Raw genomic sequence first — 17,916 nt, 5'->3', positions numbered from 1 at the left:
GAAGTCTTGGGGGTTGCGCGGCGTTCGTTGCCGGAATGAGTCAGTCCATGCGGTGCGAAAAAGCACGCCCGGCCGTCTGGCTGGGGGCGCTCCTGATGCTCGGTTTCCTGACCGGGTGCCCCCTCATGGCGGGTTATTCCGACGCGGAGGGGCCTCGCTACAGCGGAGACTTCCGGCCCGTGCAACCCGTCGCCGTGGAGGACCCCTCCTCGGTCACCGTGGTGACGTACAACCTTGCCTTCGCCGAGCAGGTCACCGAGGCGGTTGCGTCCCTGTCGAGCCCTCCGCTCTCGGAGGCGGACGTCATCGCGATGCAGGAGATGGACGCTCCCGCCGTGGAGCGGATCGCCCGGGAGCTGGGGATGTCCTACGTGTACTACCCCGCCTCCGTGGCCAAGGACGGTGATGACTTCGGCAACGCGGTGTTGAGCCGGTGGCCCATCACCGCGGACCAGAAGATCAACCTTCCCCACGACGACCCGTATCACCAGCAACACCGCATCGGGGTGGCCGCGACGGTGGACATCCGGGGAACGCCCTTCCAGGTGGTCTCCGTGCACAGCGCGACCCCCATCGTCGGGCTGGGCGCGCGGCTGGATCAGGCGGAGACCGTCATCCAGGCGGTCGACGGCGCGGCGCCGTCGCAGGTCATCGCTGGCGACTTCAACACCTCCGACCCGGGGAGCCTGACGCAGACCGTGAAGCTGTTCTCGCGGTGGGGCTTCCAGTGGGCCTCCGAAGGGGTGGGGGACACCGTGGACTCCGTCATCGGCGGACTGCCGCTCGACTCCGTCTTCGCCAAGGGGCTCACTCCGGTGGAGCGCGGCGTGGACAAGCGTCCCTCCGGGAGCGACCACCAACCGGTCTGGGTGCGCTTCGCATGGCCGCAATGACGCCGAGGCCTTTCATGCGGACCCTGTGGATGGGGACGCTGCTCCTCTGTGCCCCCGGCTGTCTGAGCGGCGCGCGGAACCTGGGCGCGGCGACGACGCCGGTGGGGACGACCGAAGTGGGCGTCTCCGTGAATACGATTGCCTTCGAGCGCGGCCGGGAGCGGGCGTATCTGCCCAACCCCGAACTCACCTTTCGCAAGGGCGCTGGCGAGAACTGGGATTGGGGCGGACGCCTCTCCTTGCTGGGCCTGGAGCTCGGGACCCGGCATCGGCTCATGGAGCGCTCACCCTGGACTGTGTCTGTCGCCCCGAGCGCGGGCGTCTGGTACGTGCCCATCACCAACAACGGCACGGAGCCCGTCAACTTCCGTCTGGGAGGCCAGACGCTGGTCGACTATCGGCTCAATGCCAGGTGGACCCTGACCGGAGGCGCTTCACTGATGGGGGCCTTCGCGGGCCCGCTCACCGTCTTCCAGGGCAGGCTCGGCGGCTCGCACCTGATGGTCGCGCCGGGCGGTTCGCTGGGCGTGGCGTACCGGCTGAATCCCTCGCTCGAGCTTCGGGCGGAGGGCGGCATCGAGCTTCCGTTCGACGTGAGGGACGGCCGCCGTCAGCCGACCGGTTACGCCGGACTGACGCTCCGCTGGGGACGCACCTCCCGTCGTTGACGTGAGGGCGGCGAGCGCTCGGCCCTCTTCGGCTGGGGTGGCGCGCGCAAGGTGACAGCGGTCCATGGCCCCGGGACGGGTGGCTGGAAGGAGTGGAGGCACCAGCTTGCGCCCACTCTTTTCGCACCCGTTGGAGGGGGCCCATGTCCTTGCCGCGCCGCTGGCCGGATCCATTCGCCGTTTGTCTTTGCCTCGGGCTGGGCTGGGTGTTGCTGGCGGGGGCCAGGGCTCCAGGGCCCGCCGCGCGGGCGCTGCCGGGAGGCTTCTCGTCCGAGCTCGTGGTGGGAGGCCTGCACTACCCCACGACGTTCGCCCACCTGCCGGATGGGCGCATCCTCGTCGCGGAGAAGGCGGGGGTGGTCCGGCTGGTCAAGGACGGCGTCCTGGTGGCCACGCCCTTCCTCGACGTCAGCGCGCGGGTGAACAACCACCATGACCGGGGCCTGCTGGGGCTCGCGGTGGACCCTGCCTTCGCGCAGAACGGCTACGTCTACCTGCTCTACACCTACGACGACGACGCCACGGACGACGACGGGCCCAAGACGGGGCGCCTGGCGCGGTACACGGCGGTAGGGGACACGGCCTCGCCTGACAGCGAATCGGTGCTGCTGGGCACCGCGGTGGCCGGCTCCTGCAAGGACCTTCCTCCCGGCTCGGACTGCATCCCCTCGGACAGCGCGTCGCACTCCGTGGGCAACGTCCGGTTCGCGCCGGATGGCACCCTCTTCGTGTCGCTGGGGGACGGGGCCCGCTTTGACGCGGTGGATGACGACGCGCTGCGGGCGCAGGACCCGGACTCGCTGGCGGGCAAGGTCCTGCGCGTCTCGCGCACCGGCGCGGGTGTGCCGTCGAATCCGTTCTGGAGTGGGAATGGCCAGGACAACCGCTCGAAGGTGTGGGCGCTGGGGCTGCGCAATCCCTACCGCTTCAACCTGCGGCCCGGCACCGCCACGCCCTACGTGGGAGACGTCGGCTGGGGCGACCACGAGGAGATCAACGTCGCGACGCCCGGCGCGAACTTCGGCTGGCCCTGCTACGAGGGGCCGGGGCGCCAGCGCGGCTATGAGCCCAAGCCCGTGTGCCAGGCGCTGTATGCCAAGGGGCCGGACGCGGTGCGGCCGCCGCTGTATTCCTGGACGCATGCCGAGGGCCAGACATCCACGGGCGGCGCCTTCATCCAGGACCCGGCGTTCCCGGCGCAGTGGCGGGGTGCCTACTTCTTCGCGGACTACACCCAGCAATGGATCCGGATGCTGCGGGTGGATGCCAATGATCAGCTCGTGCCGGACAGCGTGGCGCTCTTCGCCACCGAGGCGGGCGGTGTCGTCGACCTGAGCAGCGGGCCGGGCTCCCAGCTTCACTTCGTGGACATCCTCGCGGGAGAGCTGCGCCGCATCCGCTACCCGGCCAACAACACGCCGCCGGTCGCGGTGGCCTCGGCGACGCCGCGCGAAGGCGTGCCGCCCCTGCGGGTGTACTTCTCCAGCGCCGGCTCCCGCGACATGGACGGCGACACGCTCCAGTACGTGTGGGACTTCGGTGACGGCAACTCCGTGTCAGGCGTGGCGAACCCGGAGCACCTGTACGAGATGGCCGGCCTCCATGTGGCCCGGCTGACCGTCAGCGACGGACATGGCGGCAGCCACACGGCCTCCGTGCGCATCTCCGTGGGGAACCTGGCGCCGGTGGTGTCCATCCACGCGCCGTCGGAGACGTTCCGCTTCAAGGTGGGGGACGTGGTGACGTTCGCGGGCTCGGCGAGCGACGCGGAGGACGGCGCCATCCCGGGTGACCGGATGGCGTGGACCCTCACGCTGGTGCACTGCACGCCGGGCGCGTGCCATTCCCATCCCTATGAAGAAGGCCAGGGGCCTGGCGGGAGCTTCACCATCCCGGACCATGGCGACGACGTGCGCTTCCAACTGACGCTGACCGCGACGGACTCCGCGGGGCTGGCGGGCAGCCGGATGGTGACGCTGTTGCCCCTGAAGGTGCAGGTGACGCTGGAGACGTCGCCTCCCGGGTTGGAGGTGGTGTTCGACGGGACGGCCAGCCCGTCACCGCTGGTGCGCTCCGTGGTCGCGGGCTCCTCGCACGCGCTCTTCGCGCCGTCGCCCCAGGGCAACCAAGGCTTCGTCGGCTGGTCCAACGGCGGGGCCGCGGAGCACACCCTCCTGGTGGGCACGGAGGACGTGGGCGTCACGGCCTCCTTCGAACCCATCGCTCCCGCGGAGTGCCCGGCCGGGCAGTACCGGGCGGAGTACTTCGCCAACCGGGAGCTGGCGGGCGTCCCGGTGACGGTGCGCTGCGAGGGGGCACCGCTCAGGAACTACTGGTGGTCAGGCAGCCCCGTGGAGGGCGTGGGCCCGGATGACTTCTCCGTGCGCTGGACGGGGCGGTTCTACTTCGCGACGGGCCTGTACTTCTTCATGGCCCAGGCGGATGACGGCATCCGGGTCTTCGTGGACGGCAGCCGCATCATCAATGGCTGGAAGGACCAATCCTCCACCAGTTACACGCAGGCGCGCTGGATGCGCGCCGGTGAGCACACCGTCGTCGTCGAGTACTACGAGCACGACGGTGACGCGGTGGCCGGGTTCGGGTGGTTCCGGTAGCCCCCTCAACCCAGATACGCGGCGATCTCGAACCATCCGTCGTCGATCACCTCGACGGAGATCGTCCGCGTGGCCGGAGCCACCAGCATGCGCACGAAGTCCGCCCCGTCTGGCCGCTCCAGATTGGCGTAGAACACCAGGCCCCGCGCATCACGTCGCGGGGCCTCCCAGGCCGCCAGCCCACGCTCTCCAACGGTGCCGCTGCGGATCACCTCTGGCCCCGGCTGGTCCAACGTGAGGAAGCCCAGGGCCTCCTGCGTGCGGATCACCTTGGTCTCGGTTGTGAGCTCCACGAGGTTCATCAGTTCCTCGAAGCCCGCCTCCGAATCCAGCTCCGCCCGGGAGGCGCGCAGCGCTTCGTTCAGCTCCTGGATGGAGCGCGGGTGTTTCAGGAACGTCTCTCCGTGCTCCAGCCACGCCCAGCCATGGACCCACGCCAGGAGCACCCCGGCCAGCTCCGACCAGCGCGTTGCCCCGACCGCTTCGAGCCTCGCGCGCAGTGCTGGCGTTGCCTCGTTGAGGTCGCGCTCGATTGTCACGGTGCATCCTCCCGACGACCCTGGCGGCGCCATGTCCACCTTACTCAGGCGCCGGGAAGTGTAGCGCGCTGGCGGCACAGGCGGGCGACGAGCGCCTCATAGCCGGCGTAGGACAGCGGCAGGAGCAGGGCGAAGAGGAGGGTGAGCGAGGGCAGGGCGGGATGGGCCAGGGGATCCCTCACGTGTGAGGCCATGGCGCGCAAGAGGCGGTCCGGCTCCGAGAGCACGTCCCAGCTGTTCCAGCGCTCCACGCGGCCCAGGTAGATGCCATAGCCACACAGGCCGGAGGTGACGGCGACGAAGGCCCATGCCGCTGTGCGGCCCCAGCGCTCTTCCAGCCACCGCTTCCAGATGTCCAGGGACAGCAGGCCCAGCAGCCACCCGGTGGCGGCGAACAGGGCCAGGAGCGCGGCGTCGAACCAGAGCGGAACCCCGGGCCGCTGACGCAGGTGGATGAAGTCGGTGACGAGGTAGGGCGCGTTGGGAAACAGCGCGAGCCAGCCGAGCGCCAGCGGGGCCATGAGCCACGGACGGCCCAGGCCTCGCACCCTCAACCCCCGTGCGATGAGGGCCAGGGTGTACGGCGCCCAGGCCAGGAACAGGTTCCACGACAGGAAGGCGAAGCTGGCGCGCTCGCTCCAGTCGAGCCGCAGGGCCAGCAGGTCCACCGCGAGGATGCTGCACAGGATCGCGGGCAGCAGTCCGTGGCGGCTCGGGATGGAGGCGAAGGGGGAGTGCGGTCGGGACATGGTGGCGTGTGGCGCCACAGCCGCGCACCGTGTCGGAATGGCCACGGTGCAACGGCTCCGGGAAGGGCGTGGACCCGGAGCGCCGTCATTGGAGCCCTCGGGTCTGCCCTTCAGCAATGCGCGGGCCAGGGCCAGACGCCACCGTCCGCCCCTGGCCGCGCCCGGCGCTCAACAGTCCAGGTTGTACGTCTTGACGTCATCGTTCGGCGCGACGACCTTGACGGTGTTGGAGCCGTCGTACGTCGCGGTGAACGTCCCTTCGGCCGTCTCCACCTGCACCATCCCCGCCGTGGGGCACTGGTGGTCGCAGCGCTGGTAGCCGGACACGGTCGTCGTCGAGCTGAGGCCGCCCTTCGTGGCCTGCGACGTGCTGTCCACGGTGATGCACCCGCTGCCCGCCACCCAGGTGACCGTGCTCGTGGACGTTCGCGAATCGAAGCGATTCGGCGAGAAGCTGTTGGAGGTGACGGTCACCTTGCGCTGGTCGCCTTGCGGCGGGGAGCCGGCGATCTGCAGCGAGAGGTTGTACGGCTCCCCGTTGATGGTGAGGTTGGTGGAGTTGGCCGTGGCGGCGAGCTGCCCCTGGTTGTCGGCGAGCACCACCTCCACGCTGCCTGAGATCTGCGTGAGCGAGATCGCCGCCTGACAGTTGTTGAACGTGTAGTTCACCGTCGCGCCCGTCGCGGTCGCGGTGGCGCAGCCGGAGGGAGTGAAGGCGGTGGAGGCATTCGCCGCGAGCTGGGTGGCCGCCGTGGCCGGGTCGACAGCCATGGCCTGCACCTTGCCGATGGCGTAGTACCAATAGCTGTAGACAGGGTCGACCCAGGCATAGGACCAGGCCGCGTCATACGCCCCGTAGTACGAATCGTAGTAGGCGTCGTCGTAGTAGTACGGGTCGTAGGTGCTGGTGCAGGCCATGCCCGCGCCCAGCGACAGGAACAACAGCGCCGCTTTCATCTGTTTCATCCACCGCCCCCTGAATGGTTTTTCCGAACGGGCCCAAGGTGGGCCCCGGTGGTGGGCGGGAGTACTGACCCGCGGAACAGCCCGACTGCGGGATGTTGGTCCGCGGGCTCACCTGTCAGTCCGGGCTCCGCAGCGCACTTCCCCCCTTGCGCAGGACGCTGAAGAGCCTTTCGCGGGCCAGTCGCGCCTGGTTGAAAGCCTTTGGCACGAAGAGCTTTTTGAGTGATGCGTCCGTGGCGTCGAAGTCCCCCGCGGCGAAGTGATGCGGTGCCTTCACCTTGGCCTGCACGTCGTGGTCATCCGCGATGACCGCCTCGGCCTTCAGCACGCCGCCGACCCGGAGCGTCGCGTCGTTGCCGTGCCCCCAGACGACCTGCGCCTCCAGGTCCTGGCCCACGACCAGCTCCCCATCCGTGTCCACGCCGCTGGCGCGCAGCGAGCCGCCCACCACGAGCAGGCCTTCAGGCCCTGCGTTGCTCAGCACGCCCTCCACCGTGAGGTTCCCTGTCACCAGCAAGGGACCGTCCACGTGCACGTCACCCTTCACCACCAGGTCGCCGCGAACGAAGCGTGGGAGCTTGGAGAGGGAAGGCGCCTTCGCTTCGGCCGGGAGCGCTTCCCGGGCGAGCACCACCAGGGCCATGGCCGTCCAGGGAGGCATTCCTTGCACCGCCGCCGCGAGCGCGTCCCACGACGTGGCGCCTTCCAGCGCGAGCCGATTCAGCACCTGCTCGACGGCGTCCACGTCCTTGTCCTCGTAGTACCAGGCCTTGAGCAACGCCTTCCGCTCGCGGGCCAGCGCGTCCAGCATCGGCTGCACGTCCAGCGCCCCCTTCTTCCCCGAGGGCGCCCTGGCGCCCATGAGCTGGGCGAGGTGCGCGTTGCCGTGCTCCAGCGCCTCCTTCACGGGCGTCTGTCCCGCTGAGTTCTTGCCATTCACATCCGCCCCGGCCTGGAGCAGGACCTCGATGACGGGCCCCCGCTCCTTGACGCGCGCGTGCTGGTGCAGCGGCGTCCAGCCCTTGCCCGCGTTGGGGTTGGCGCCCGCGTCGATGAGCGCTTGCGTCACGTCCGCCCGCCGCGCGTTGAAGAGCGCCGTGCGTCCCGCGTTGTCGAGCGCGTCCACGGGAACGCCGCCCTTCGCCAGCAGGGCGATGCAGGCCGTGCAGCCGTGTTCCGCCGCCGCGTGGAGGGGCGTTGCCTTCGCTGAATCGGTCGTGTCGGCGGGAGCTCCCAGCCGCAGGAGCTCCTTCACCAGCGATGCGTCCTCCACCCGAGCGGCCAGGTGGAGAACGCCGCCGTGGGTCTTGTCCCGGGCCTCCAGGTCGGCCCCCAGCGCAATCAGGGCCAGCACCCGGCCCGTGCGCCATTCCCCTTCGAAGCCAGGGCCGAAGAAGGGGGCCGCGTCGAGCCCCGCCGCCTGCAGGAGTCCGTTGTCCAGGGCCTTGGCCTTCTTTGCTGGGGGACGCGCCGCGGGCTTCTGCTTCCGGAGCCACGCGTGGAAGCCCTCGTCGGAGAAGGCACCTTCCAGGCCCTGGAAGGCGAACGGATCCTCGTTGCCCTCGTCGTCGCTGGCGCGCGGATCGGGCGCCGCCTCCACCAGGGCGAGCAGCTTCCGGTAGCCCGGCTCCGGAGGGCCCCGCCGCAGCGCGTGCCACGCTTCCAGTCCCCGACGTGCGCGGGCGTGGTCCGCGATGTCACGCAGGCCTTCGGCCTCCACCAGCGCGGCCTCCGCCTGCTGCATCTGCGCGTCCGTCGGCACGCGCCGCAACAGGTCTTCGGCCCACTGGCTCAACGCCAGCGCGCGCGCCTTCTGCCCGGTCGACAGCTTTCCGCCGGGCTTCGTCCCTCGGGTCAATTCAAGGACGCGGTCGCGAACGCGCCAGTGCTCGGCCTTCACCTCGCGCTCCCAGCGGTGGGGCTCCAAGCGCCGCGTCGGGTCCAGGGCCCAGTTGAGCGAGTGCAGCGCCAGCAGGTGCTCCGGATCCGCCTCCACGATTTCTCGCAGGAGCGTGATGGCCTGGTCCAACTGAGGCGGCATCTCATCCAGCAACGCGTCCGCCTTCTTCATCAGCGCGGCGGTGTTGGGCTTCTTGGGCATGGCAAGGGACCTTGCCAGGAGGCGCCTTGTGTTGCCCGGGCAAACAGCGGCGTCACACGACAAGGCCCCGGATGCTCGCAGGCAATCCGGGGCCTCCGTCCTTTCAGCCGCGACGTGTGGCTACTTCACCGTCACGCGCCAGGTGCGGCTCTCCGTGGTGCCACCCCGGCCGTCCTCCGCGAGGACCTTCCAGAAGTAGTCCCTGCCGCCCTCCAGCTTCACCGTCCTGGACTGCTCGGGCACGCCCTTCGTGCAGGCCGCGTAGGTGAAGCGGGTGTTCACGTTCCAGACGCAGTGCCGGTAGACGACGGCGTCCCCGTCCTTGTCGTACGCGTCCTTCCACTCGAAGGTCACGCTCGACGAGGTGACGGCGTTCTCCTTCGGCGTCACCAGCTCCAGCGTCTCGGGTGCGAGGTTGCGGCCCAGCTTCTCCGTCGTGACGAACGTCTTGGCGAAGACCGGATCCCCGGTCGCGGCCACGTCCTGCGCGCAGTCGCGCAGACGCTCCTTCGAGACGCCCTTGCACAGCGCCTCTGCCTGCTCCAGCGGAATGGCCTTCAGCGGCTCCACCACCGGGATGCCGGGCGGCGCCTTCTCGATGCGGCAGACGTCCGCCTTGTATCCGGGCCATTCGCGCAGCGTGTACGACTCGGTGGAGTAGCCGGAGGCGTAGTCGAAGAGGGACGTGTCCTTCGTCACCCGCCAGGACTCGCCGAACTTCTCGTACAGGCCGACGTAGCGGTCCCCCAGGTCCGAGGGCCGCGCCCCCAGCTGCGAGCCGTCCGGCAGCACGGGCAGCCAGTTGCCCGGAGCGATGGGGCCCAGCAGGCCCTCCCTGGCGCGCGCCTGCCGCACGTCGATGTTCATGTACCAGAGGCCGTAGTGCGCCCACCAATCCGTGGTGACGGTGATGCGCGTGCCTCCCGCGGATTCAATGCGGATGCCGCCGTTCGTCCCCGTGGACGTGATGCGTCCTCCAGCGGGGAGCAGCAGCTCCTTCTCCAGCGTCACCGGCTTGCCGTCGACGCGCAGCACCAGCAGCTCCGGCTTCTCCGCGTTCATCTGATAGCTGACGCGATGCGGGCCGACGCGCACCGCCACCGCCGTCGTGATGCTCGCGCAGGCCGTCAGGCCGGTGTGCGGATCCGGCCCCACGGGCTGCTCGGTCTGCACGGGCGTGTGGCGCGCCTGGAGCTCCAGCCCCGGGTCGCGCAGGAGCACGTACTCACCGGCGCCCTGGAAGTCGTAGCGCACGCCGTCCATCGTCGTCAGGTGCGGGTCGCCCCAGAGGGAGGGATTGCCGCCGATGATCCACCGCCGGAGGGTCTCGACGTCCGTCTGGCTCAGCGGCGGTCCGCCACACGGCATCATCCCGTTCGGGCAGTCCTCGGACGTGCGGGTGATGCGGTCGAACAGCGGCCCCGTCTGGCTGGTGGCCATGGGCGCGGCAATGTCATACGACGCCGTGAGCGGATTCACTCCGGGGGCGCTCTGGTCCTCGGCCAGGTTCAGGTAGGTGCCGAAGTTCTTGTACGGCGGGTAGTCCAGGCCGCCGTGGCACTCGATGCAGGCCTTGTTGAAGATGCGTTGCACGTCCGTGTACGTCGGGTAATCGCCCACGGGCGGCAGCGAGGCCAGCGTCGTGTTCACCGCTGGAATCAGGCTGGCGCAGGAGAAGGGCGTCGCCAGACCGGGGATGGGGTCCGCCGTCAGGTTGGCCTCCAACTCCGTCTGGAGCGCGCCGGTGTACGTGCTGAACACGTCGGCGAAGCCATAGGCGCGCGAGCGCCCGCGCACGCCCAGGGACCACTTGTCCACCGACACGCCGAGCGGCTCCAGGAAGTACCGGTACAGGGCCACCAGGTTCGTGTTGGGGCTGTAGTTCTCCCGGTCCACGAGGATGCCGCCCATGACCGTCGAGTCCGGGGCCGGGTTGTCGATGGGCCGGCGGAACACCTCCTGCCGCAGCCGGGTCAGCGACACGTCCGTCGACGCGCTGGTCGCGGCGCCGTACTGCGGAATGAGGCCGTTCACGGTCGTCCCGGTCATCAGATAGGGGTCGCCCGCGCGGCTCAAGTTGAGCTTCTCGATGTCGGCCTTGCGGCGCGGGATGCTCTGGGTGCGCGCCAGGGTGTCGTCGCGCAGGGCGTTGATGCCCATGCCGTTGCGCGACGTGAAGAAGGGCAGGTTCACCGCCAGACCCGAGGGGCTGCTCTGCACCGTGTTCAGCGAGCTGTTGATGGTGAGGCAGCCCTTGGTGATGGCCAGGGCCACCGGGCGCGGGTCGACGTACACGCTGCCGGTCGCCCAGCGGTGGCTGGCGAGCTCGTCCGCGATGCGCCGCTGGTTGAGGCTGCCATCGAAGCCGCCCAGCAGGTCGAACAGCTGGACGCCGCGCCCCTCGTCCCCGGAGATGAGCGAGTCATGGAACAGCGTGACGGACGGGCCACCCCGGGTGACGGAGGTGAGCGCGCCCGAGCCAGGCTGGGCGTTGAAGGCATACGCCGTCGCGATGGTGGCGGTCCCCGACGGAACGGGCTCCGTCGTCACCGGGGGCGTCAGGTCGAAGCTGAAGCGCGGCGTCCCGTCGTTGGGGCCGCCCCGGAAGCGCGTGATGAGGTGGGGGCTCCCCGCCGAAAGCCGTCCGGGCGGTTGCAGCCGAAGCTGTTCGATGAGCCGGCGGACCTCGGGCTGTGTGCGCCACGTCCAGGGGTTGAAGAGCTTGCGGAACGCGGCGGTGTCCACGGAGCCCTGGTAGAGGCGATCCCGGTTGAAGGGGAGCATCCCGCCCCAGCTGTCGTAGGGGTCCCAGTTGGGCTTGTTCTTCGTCTTGATGACGCCCACCGGGAAGCCAGTCGTGCCGGGGATGCCCGTGAGGTTCAGCACGTTCCGCGTCGAATGGCAGGCCGCGCACTTCCCATCATCCTTCTCGATGTGGCGCGAGCGCGGAGGGATGGAGCCCATCTGGGGGATGGTCGTGAGGATGATTTCGTGGAAGCGGAAGTTCTTCGTCGCCTCGTCCCACTGCATGTATTCGATGACGTCCGGATGCGAGCCTGGATAGGACGCATGCGGCGCGGGCCCGATGGAGAAGACGGACCGGGCGGTCTGGCTGGAGAGCAGCAGGCGCGGGTGCTCCGCGGTGCCCGTCTGGAGGCTCTCTGAACGCGCCATCAGGATGGGGCTGGCCCTGTACTCTGCCGGCAGCGCGCTGATGAAGCGGGCCACGGTGTTCGTGGCCGCGTTGGCGGGATTGTTGAGATACGCCTCGATCTCCTCGGGCGTGATGGCGCTCGTGTTGACGACGGGGATGGGATTGACGGTGCCCGCCGCGAGCCGGAAGACAGGCTTCACGGACCGCGCCACGCCCATGGACAGGGTGCAGGTGGGCGTCGTCCCCGTGCAGTCCGGCGTGGACAACAGGTCCGCGTCCAGGTCGACGTTCCATCCCTGGAAGGAAGACCCCGCGGACGGCGTGGCGGTGAGGGTCACGGACGCGCTGGCGCCATAGGTTTCATCGCAGTCGCTGCCGACGATGTTGGTGCAGTTGATGCCTGTGCCCGTGACGGTGCCGGAGCCAAGCCCCAGGGGCATGACCCGGAGGGCCGCGGCTTCGGCGGTCGCCGTACACAGCGACGCCGCGAGAACCAGTGTGCCCAGGGCGGGGCGGAGATGGGGAAGGCGGAACGAAGCAATGAGTCGGTTGCGTCTCATGCGTGGACCTCCGTGGGAGCGCCCGGAGGCGCTGCAAGGAAATGGCCGCGTTCAACCGCGCGGAATCACGTCCCGGCGTCCACCTCTCCCGTGGCCCGGGAGGCTACGAAGCCCGCGTGGATGTTGCTTCGCTGGCAACGCCTGGCCTCGGGGGCTCGTGTGCGCTCCCAGTGAGAACTCATCAAGAGTCCTCAGCTGATCAACGACTTCATCGCCAGCGCCGCGCCGCGCTGAGCTCGGTTCCCGGGAGGGACGGCGGTGCTCAGGGGCTCCAGCGAGCCCGGCGCACCACCCATGAGCTGCCGCCGCGCCCGTCGCGCACCACGGCCCAGAACGTCACCTCCTGGGCCGCCGCGCCTTCCGCCGGCTCCCACTCCACGCGGTGGCGTCCCTGCTGGCCACCGAAGTCCGCGCCGCCCGTCTCCGACAGGTTGAACTCTCCCAGCGTGGTGTACCAGGCGATCTCCCACGCCTCCTTGAGGTTCACGGCCTGCAGGCGCAGGCCCGGGACGATGTAGTTCTCCTCGCGGTCCGACACGTCCTCGGACGTCATCACGAAGGGCCCGGGACCGCTCAGCTCCAGGGGCTCACCTTCCGGCCAGACCACGTCGTCCACCCGCAGGCCCGGAAGCACGGGCTGCTCGTTGGCCTTCATGCCCTCCACCACCGGGCACCAGAAGACCATCAGCTTCTGCGCGTAGATCTCCTCGTCGCCCGCCGACACCCTCAGGACGAGAGGCATGCGGATGCCTCCCAGCCCCTTGTAGGCGTCCTCCGCCAGCACGCGCTCCAGCAGGAGTTTGTCCTGAGAGACGCGGGCCGCGCCGGGACGGATGGGGAGCGTCAGCTCGCCCGCGGTCGTGGTGCCCTCCGCGAGCAGGGCGCGGTCCGCCTCCGTCGCGCACGTGCGGTCGTCCTGATCCGCGCAGGCCCACAGCTGGTACTGGATGGGGCGTCCCGCGCCGGCGGGGTCCACCACCAGCGCGCGGTACGTCACCTCCTCCGCCAATTCGTCGAAGGCCTCCGGCGTCTGGTCGCAGGTGGAGGCGATCAGCTCGGGCCGTTCCGTGGACACGCCGAGCACGCGGAGGTCGTGCACGCTCGACGGCTTGTCCTCGGGTTCGACGCACGCGAGGGCCGTCAGCGCCAGCAGCAGCAGGCTTCCGGTGTTGAGCAGGGCTTTCATGTCAGAAGCTTCCTTTCACGCCCACCACGGGGAGGATGGGGATGCCGGGCACCTCGTACTCCCGGCGCTGCCGGTAGTCGTTGAAGGTGAACTCGACGTTCTCCGCGTTGTAGAGGTTCTGCACGTCCAGGTAGACCCCCAGCGTCCAGCTCTGGAACTGCCAGCTCTTGTCCAGCCGCATGTCGAGCTGGTGGAACCCGGACGTGCGCGCCGAGGCGTAGGGCCCGTACGTGCCGTTGAAGCGGTTTCTGTCCACCTGGTACTGGTCGAACGTGTGGTTGAGCGGCGTCGTCGGGCGGCCGGTGGTGTAGCGGAAGCGACCGCCCAGCTCCCAGCCGTTGCCCAGCACGTAGGTGCTCACCAGCGTGAGGATGTGCGTCTGGTCGAAGGGGCTGAGGCCATACGTCTCGTCGCCGCTGCCACCGAAGCCCCCGCCGAAGTCTCCACCATTCCCTTCGGGGGCGCGGCCCGTGCGCCCGTCGAGTGACTGGCTGAAGGTGTACGACAGCCATCCGGACCACTTGTCCGTCGCGGACGCGCGCTGCTTCTTCACCATCACCTCCAAGCCCAGGGCGCGGCCGATGCCCTGGTTGGAGTACGGCAGCTGGACCACGCCTCCACCCGGGAGCGAGAGGATGTCGCCGGGCGCCGCGATGTTGTCGAAGCGGCGGTTGAAGAAGCCCGTGACGTCCACGTTGAGCACGTCAGTCAGCCGGTGATCCACGCCCAGGCTGCTCTGGAACGCGCGCTGGTAGGCCAGGTCCGGGTTGCCGTACGGCAGGGAGATGAAGCGGAACGTCTCCGCCGGCTGGCTGTAGAGGCCGAGCGAGCCCTTGAGCTGGGTGCGCTCGGTGGCCGCGAAGCTCACCCACAGCCGGGGGTCCAACGCCACGTTCCGCGCGTCGCCCGCGCGCTGGAAGTTGCCGCGCACGCCGGGGGTGAAGGTGAACCTACCCACCTTCAGGTCCGCCTCCACGAAGAGCGCGCCGTCGAAGGAGCCCAGGCCAATCTTCTCCACCAGCAGCTCGCCCACGGACTCGGCGCCAGGGAAGGCCACGTACTCGAAGTTCTCTGGGGCGGGGAACTCCACGTCGAAGGACTGGTGCTCGTAGACGAGGTCCAGGCCGGTGCGCACGGTGAGGCTGGAGGACAGCTCCAGGCCCAGCACCTCGCGCGCGCCCACCGTGTAGCCCACGCCGTCCTGCTTCGCGGCGCCGAACTTGAAGCTGGTGCCGTCGTAGCCCACGTACGGCGTGAAGACGGACGTGAGCGCGCCTTTGCGGTACGTCCAGTCACCCTTGATGCGGTGGAAGAGGGTGTGCGTGTCGACCGTCAGGTCGCGCTCCGTCTCCGGACCGCCGGTCACCAGGCGGAGCTGGTCGTCACTGCCGAAGGCCATGACGTAGCCGGTGCTGCGCGCGCTGCCCGCCAGGGACTGGGCCTCCTCCTCCGAACGGGCGTCCCGCTTCGCGCCGAAGTCCACGCGCAGCTGGTAGTCCCAGTATTTGGGGACCACGGACAGGGTGCTGCCCTCGCTCTTGGGGAGGACGGCGGGGAGGATGGTGTCGATGTACGAGCGGCGCGCGGCGGCGGCCACGCTGATGCCGTCCGTCACGGGGGCTTCCAGGAAGAAGCCCGCGTCCAGCAGGTCCACCTTCACCGAGCCATGGAACGTGTCGGCGGCGCCCTTGCGCGTGCCGACCTCCACGATGCCGCCCACCGCGCGGCCGTACTGGCTGCCGTAGCCGCCCGGGAAGAAGTCGAGCTGGTCGATGAACTCCGCGTTCACCACCGAGGGCCCGCCGAGCAGGTGGAAGAGGAGGGGGATGCCGACCCCGTCCATCATCGTCGCCGTCTGGCCGGGGTTGGAGCCGCGCACCAGCAATTGGCCGGAGATGAAGGGCGCGCGCGCCACGCCCGGCAGGGTCTGGATGACGCGGATGGGGTCGCCGAAGGTGCCCGGCGTCCGCTGCGCCTCCTGGCGCGTGATGGTCCGGCGCACGACCTCCTTCTTCGGCCGGTCGGAGCGCACGACGGTCTCCAGCGCGCCGCCGGTGGGCGCGAGGAAGAAGTTCACCTCCGTCGTCTCGTCCTCCTGGAGCAGCTCCTTCGTCTGGTAGAGCTGGTAGCCGGACGCCACCACGCGCACCGCGCACTCGCCAGGGGGCACATCGAGGCTGAAGCGGCCGTCCGCGTCGGAGAGGGCCTCGGGCGCCTCCGGGTCGTCACCGCAGCGCACCGTGGCGCCGGCCACGCGCGAGCGGCTGCCGCGCGAAATCAGCTGGCCCTTGAGCGTGGCCTTCCGCGCCACCTGGGCCTGGTCGGTTCCAGGGGCCTCCTCCGGAGGGGCGTTGAGGGTGAAGTGGTAGATGTATTCCACCTGCACCGGCGCGGGCACACCGTCCACCTCCGCGGGCGAGAAGCGGAACTGGCGCACCGCCGCGATGGCCGCCTCGTCGAAGCCATGGCCCGCGGGCTCCGTGGGCAACACCTCCGACACGGAGCCATCCGCGGCGATGGTGATGATGAGGCGCACGGAGGCGGTGACCGCTTCCGCGAGCGCTTCGGGAGGGTAGGTGGCCTCCACCTGCTGCAGCAGCTCCGGAGGCTTGGTGATGACGGGCTGGGCCTGCGCGGGCGGGGCCGCTTCCGCGGGCGGCGCGCCGGCCTGCGGTGCCTGTGCCAGCGCCGGGGGCGTCAGCAGGAGCGAGGCAGCGGCGAGCGCGCTTCGGGCGTTCAGGGACGGGGACATGGGGCGCGGAGCATACGGGATGAGGCCCCGGGTTCCGCATGCCTGAAGCAGGCACGGGACTGAATGTCACCGGCCCGTGCGCGCCGCGATGCCCGGCTGCTCCTACCGAAGGTGCTGGCCCGGGGCCAGACGCCGCCGGGGCCTCAGCCGCTTCGCTTCGCCCTCGCGGCCTTCTTCGCCACGGTCTTCTTCACGGCGGTCTTCTTCACCGTCACGGCCTTCTTCGCGGGGCTCTTCGCCTTCGCTGCCTTCTTCGCTCCTGCGCCCACGGCCTTCGGAGTCCGTTCACCCGGTGAGCGCGGGACGGTCGCCTGTTCCATCGCGGGCACCCGAGGTTCGGCGGGCAGGCCCGGGCCGACGTCGTAGGCGGTCGTCCGCCAGGCCATACGCGGGCGCAGGTGCTCCCCCCACGCCGGGTGCGTCAGCTGGATGTCCAGGAAGGGGCCGGACCGCGTCACCTTCGACACGAAGGCCCGCGCGTTCGCGTTCATCCACTCGCTGGTGAAGACCTTGCGCCCCCCCACCTCCCGCACGAGCGCCGCGTCCTTCAGCTGTCGGTACTTGCTGAACTCGGCGTCCTCCGCCTTCTCGATGGGGTCGTAGATCAACATGAATGCGAACACGGCGTGCGGCGCGGGCTTCCCGGCGTCAGGGTGAACGCGCGCCACCGACAGGCGGACGGCCTGCCGGGACACACCGAGGACTCGGACCGCGTAGAGATCAGACATCCCACGAGGATACCGCGTGCACCGCGGGTTGGCTCAGCTCCCCGGAGCGGTCGAGACATGAGCCATCATGGGCAGGACGTTCCGCGGCCCGGGCACGTTCGAGCCCAGGCGCAGGAAGCGCAGCCAGGCGCCCCGGGGGGGAGCGGTAGGGGGCGCACGCGGCCGTCGTCGACGCGGTGGACCTGCGTCTCCAGCTCCACCACCGCGCCCCCGGGGTGGGCCGCCGGGCGGCACTCACCTATCCTCGGGGCCTCGCACCGGAGTCAGCGAGCCGAGGGAGCGCACACCATGTCACGGTCGCAGCCACGTCCCGCGCAGCCTTCCCTCGAAGCGATGACGGACGCGGTGCGCTCACCCGACGCGACCCGGGCGGACACCGATCTGCTCATCGCGGCGCTGCGACGGGCCCCCACGGAAGAGGAGACGCCCCGGGCACGGGCGGATCTGCTGCTGGGTTTGCTGGCGCCGGACCACCCGCTGGGCGACCGCGCGGGCCGGGAAGGGGTGACGGTGCGGCAGGCGGCGAAGGACGCCCTGTTGGATCTGGGCCATCCCTACGCGCTGGAGTTGCCGCCGGAGGTGCTGGCTCGGGAAGCGCGGCGCCGGACGCGACTCGGAGGGTTCGGGGTCGCCGTCGCGACGGCCTCCATGCTCTACCAGTCGGGCCTCTTCTACGCGTTCCTGCTGCACGACGGCGTGGTGCACAACCAGCACTCCAGCCACCGCCCGCCCGAGCAGCTCACGCGAGACCGCGTGGTGCCGTGGGCGCTGTTCACCCTGAGCGGCTTGTTGCCGGCCCTGGTTTCATTGGGCGGCCATGCCTTGAAGCGCAGGTGGCTCCAGAACACCGGCTGGTCGCTCATCCTGGCGCAGGCGCTGCTTTGGACGGGGGTTGTCTGCCTTTCCATGACCAAGATTGGCCCGTCCGGATTCACCGCGCTGGCGCCCTGGCACGTGGCGTGGTTGAGCGCCTGGATAATGCGTCCGACACGTTGATGGCCCTGC

12 protein-coding genes are annotated in these 17,916 nt (G+C 69.9%); 4 read left to right on the top strand and 8 right to left on the bottom strand.

Translation table 11 applies throughout. The annotated features are described in order from the left end of the window. The first annotated feature begins 125 nt into the window (after positions 1-125). The 3 genes from D7X99_RS08160 (at position 126) to D7X99_RS08150 (ending at position 4,176) form a co-directional block, all read left to right on the top strand. Positions 126-893 carry an endonuclease/exonuclease/phosphatase family protein gene (locus tag D7X99_RS08160; protein WP_233613199.1) on the top strand — a complete coding sequence of 256 codons (768 nt, stop codon included), beginning with the start codon at positions 126-128 and terminating at the stop codon, positions 891-893. Positions 894-907: 14 nt separating this feature from the next. After that, positions 908-1,561: a hypothetical protein gene (locus tag D7X99_RS08155; protein WP_233613196.1), complete on the top strand. Its 654-nt coding sequence runs from the start codon at positions 908-910 to the stop codon at positions 1,559-1,561. Between the two features lie 143 nt (positions 1,562-1,704). Then, positions 1,705-4,176: a PQQ-dependent sugar dehydrogenase gene (locus tag D7X99_RS08150; protein WP_121777264.1), complete on the top strand. Its 2,472-nt coding sequence runs from the start codon at positions 1,705-1,707 to the stop codon at positions 4,174-4,176. Between the two features lie 5 nt (positions 4,177-4,181). On the opposite strand, the gene D7X99_RS08145 is transcribed toward D7X99_RS08150, so the two are convergent. The 8 genes from D7X99_RS08145 to D7X99_RS08110 all read right to left on the bottom strand — a co-directional run bounded on the left by D7X99_RS08145 (position 4,182) and on the right by D7X99_RS08110 (position 16,806). Then, a complete protein-coding gene (locus tag D7X99_RS08145) occupies positions 4,182-4,715 on the bottom strand; it encodes a hypothetical protein (protein WP_233613194.1) in 534 nt (177 codons plus the stop codon). 44 nt (positions 4,716-4,759) lie between these two features. Beyond that, the gene (locus D7X99_RS08140; RefSeq protein WP_121777317.1) at positions 4,760-5,464 is read right to left on the bottom strand and encodes a DUF1361 domain-containing protein; all 705 of its coding nucleotides are present in this window, start codon (positions 5,462-5,464) and stop codon (positions 4,760-4,762) included. A gap of 168 nt (positions 5,465-5,632) precedes the next feature. Beyond that, a complete protein-coding gene (locus D7X99_RS08135) occupies positions 5,633-6,430 on the bottom strand; it encodes a hypothetical protein (protein ID WP_147476070.1) in 798 nt (265 codons plus the stop codon). A gap of 115 nt (positions 6,431-6,545) precedes the next feature. Next, entirely contained in the window at positions 6,546-8,531 is a 1,986-nt protein-coding gene (locus tag D7X99_RS08130; RefSeq protein ID WP_121777262.1) for an ankyrin repeat domain-containing protein, read from the bottom strand. A 120-nt stretch (positions 8,532-8,651) separates the two neighbouring features. Then, positions 8,652-12,245: a VWD domain-containing protein gene (locus tag D7X99_RS08125; protein ID WP_147476069.1), complete on the bottom strand. Its 3,594-nt coding sequence runs from the start codon at positions 12,243-12,245 to the stop codon at positions 8,652-8,654. A 262-nt stretch (positions 12,246-12,507) separates the two neighbouring features. Beyond that, positions 12,508-13,431, bottom strand: a complete 924-nt coding sequence (locus D7X99_RS08120; RefSeq protein WP_121777260.1) for a hypothetical protein — start codon at positions 13,429-13,431, stop codon at positions 12,508-12,510. A 1-nt stretch (position 13,432) separates the two neighbouring features. After that, positions 13,433-16,183 carry a TonB family protein gene (locus D7X99_RS08115; RefSeq protein WP_121777259.1) on the bottom strand — a complete coding sequence of 917 codons (2,751 nt, stop codon included), beginning with the start codon at positions 16,181-16,183 and terminating at the stop codon, positions 13,433-13,435. A 143-nt stretch (positions 16,184-16,326) separates the two neighbouring features. Then, positions 16,327-16,806, bottom strand: a complete 480-nt coding sequence (locus D7X99_RS08110; protein ID WP_158626953.1) for a hypothetical protein — start codon at positions 16,804-16,806, stop codon at positions 16,327-16,329. A gap of 393 nt (positions 16,807-17,199) precedes the next feature. On the opposite strand from D7X99_RS08110, the gene D7X99_RS08105 reads away from it, so the two are divergent. Continuing rightward, complete coding sequence (locus D7X99_RS08105) at positions 17,200-17,907, top strand: hypothetical protein (protein WP_147476068.1); 708 nt, start codon at positions 17,200-17,202, stop codon at positions 17,905-17,907. Positions 17,908-17,916 lie beyond the last annotated feature (9 nt).

Origin of the sequence: Corallococcus sp. AB032C (genome assembly GCF_003668935.1) — a bacterium.
Lineage (GTDB): Bacteria > Myxococcota > Myxococcia > Myxococcales > Myxococcaceae > Corallococcus > Corallococcus exiguus.
This window is presented reverse-complemented; position numbering and strand designations above follow the sequence as displayed.

Coding starts and splice junctions, on each gene's coding strand:
- D7X99_RS08115 (WP_121777259.1), bottom strand. CDS start 16,183: ATGTCCCCGTCCCTGAACGCCCGAAGCGCGCTCGCCGCTGCCTCGCTC.
- D7X99_RS08155 (WP_233613196.1), top strand. CDS start 908: ATGCGGACCCTGTGGATGGGGACGCTGCTCCTCTGTGCCCCCGGCTGT.
- D7X99_RS08130 (WP_121777262.1), bottom strand. CDS start 8,531: ATGCCCAAGAAGCCCAACACCGCCGCGCTGATGAAGAAGGCGGACGCG.
- D7X99_RS08160 (WP_233613199.1), top strand. CDS start 126: ATGGCGGGTTATTCCGACGCGGAGGGGCCTCGCTACAGCGGAGACTTC.
- D7X99_RS08150 (WP_121777264.1), top strand. CDS start 1,705: ATGTCCTTGCCGCGCCGCTGGCCGGATCCATTCGCCGTTTGTCTTTGC.
- D7X99_RS08135 (WP_147476070.1), bottom strand. CDS start 6,430: ATGAAACAGATGAAAGCGGCGCTGTTGTTCCTGTCGCTGGGCGCGGGC.
- D7X99_RS08120 (WP_121777260.1), bottom strand. CDS start 13,431: ATGAAAGCCCTGCTCAACACCGGAAGCCTGCTGCTGCTGGCGCTGACG.
- D7X99_RS08125 (WP_147476069.1), bottom strand. CDS start 12,245: ATGAGACGCAACCGACTCATTGCTTCGTTCCGCCTTCCCCATCTCCGC.
- D7X99_RS08105 (WP_147476068.1), top strand. CDS start 17,200: ATGTCACGGTCGCAGCCACGTCCCGCGCAGCCTTCCCTCGAAGCGATG.
- D7X99_RS08140 (WP_121777317.1), bottom strand. CDS start 5,464: ATGTCCCGACCGCACTCCCCCTTCGCCTCCATCCCGAGCCGCCACGGA.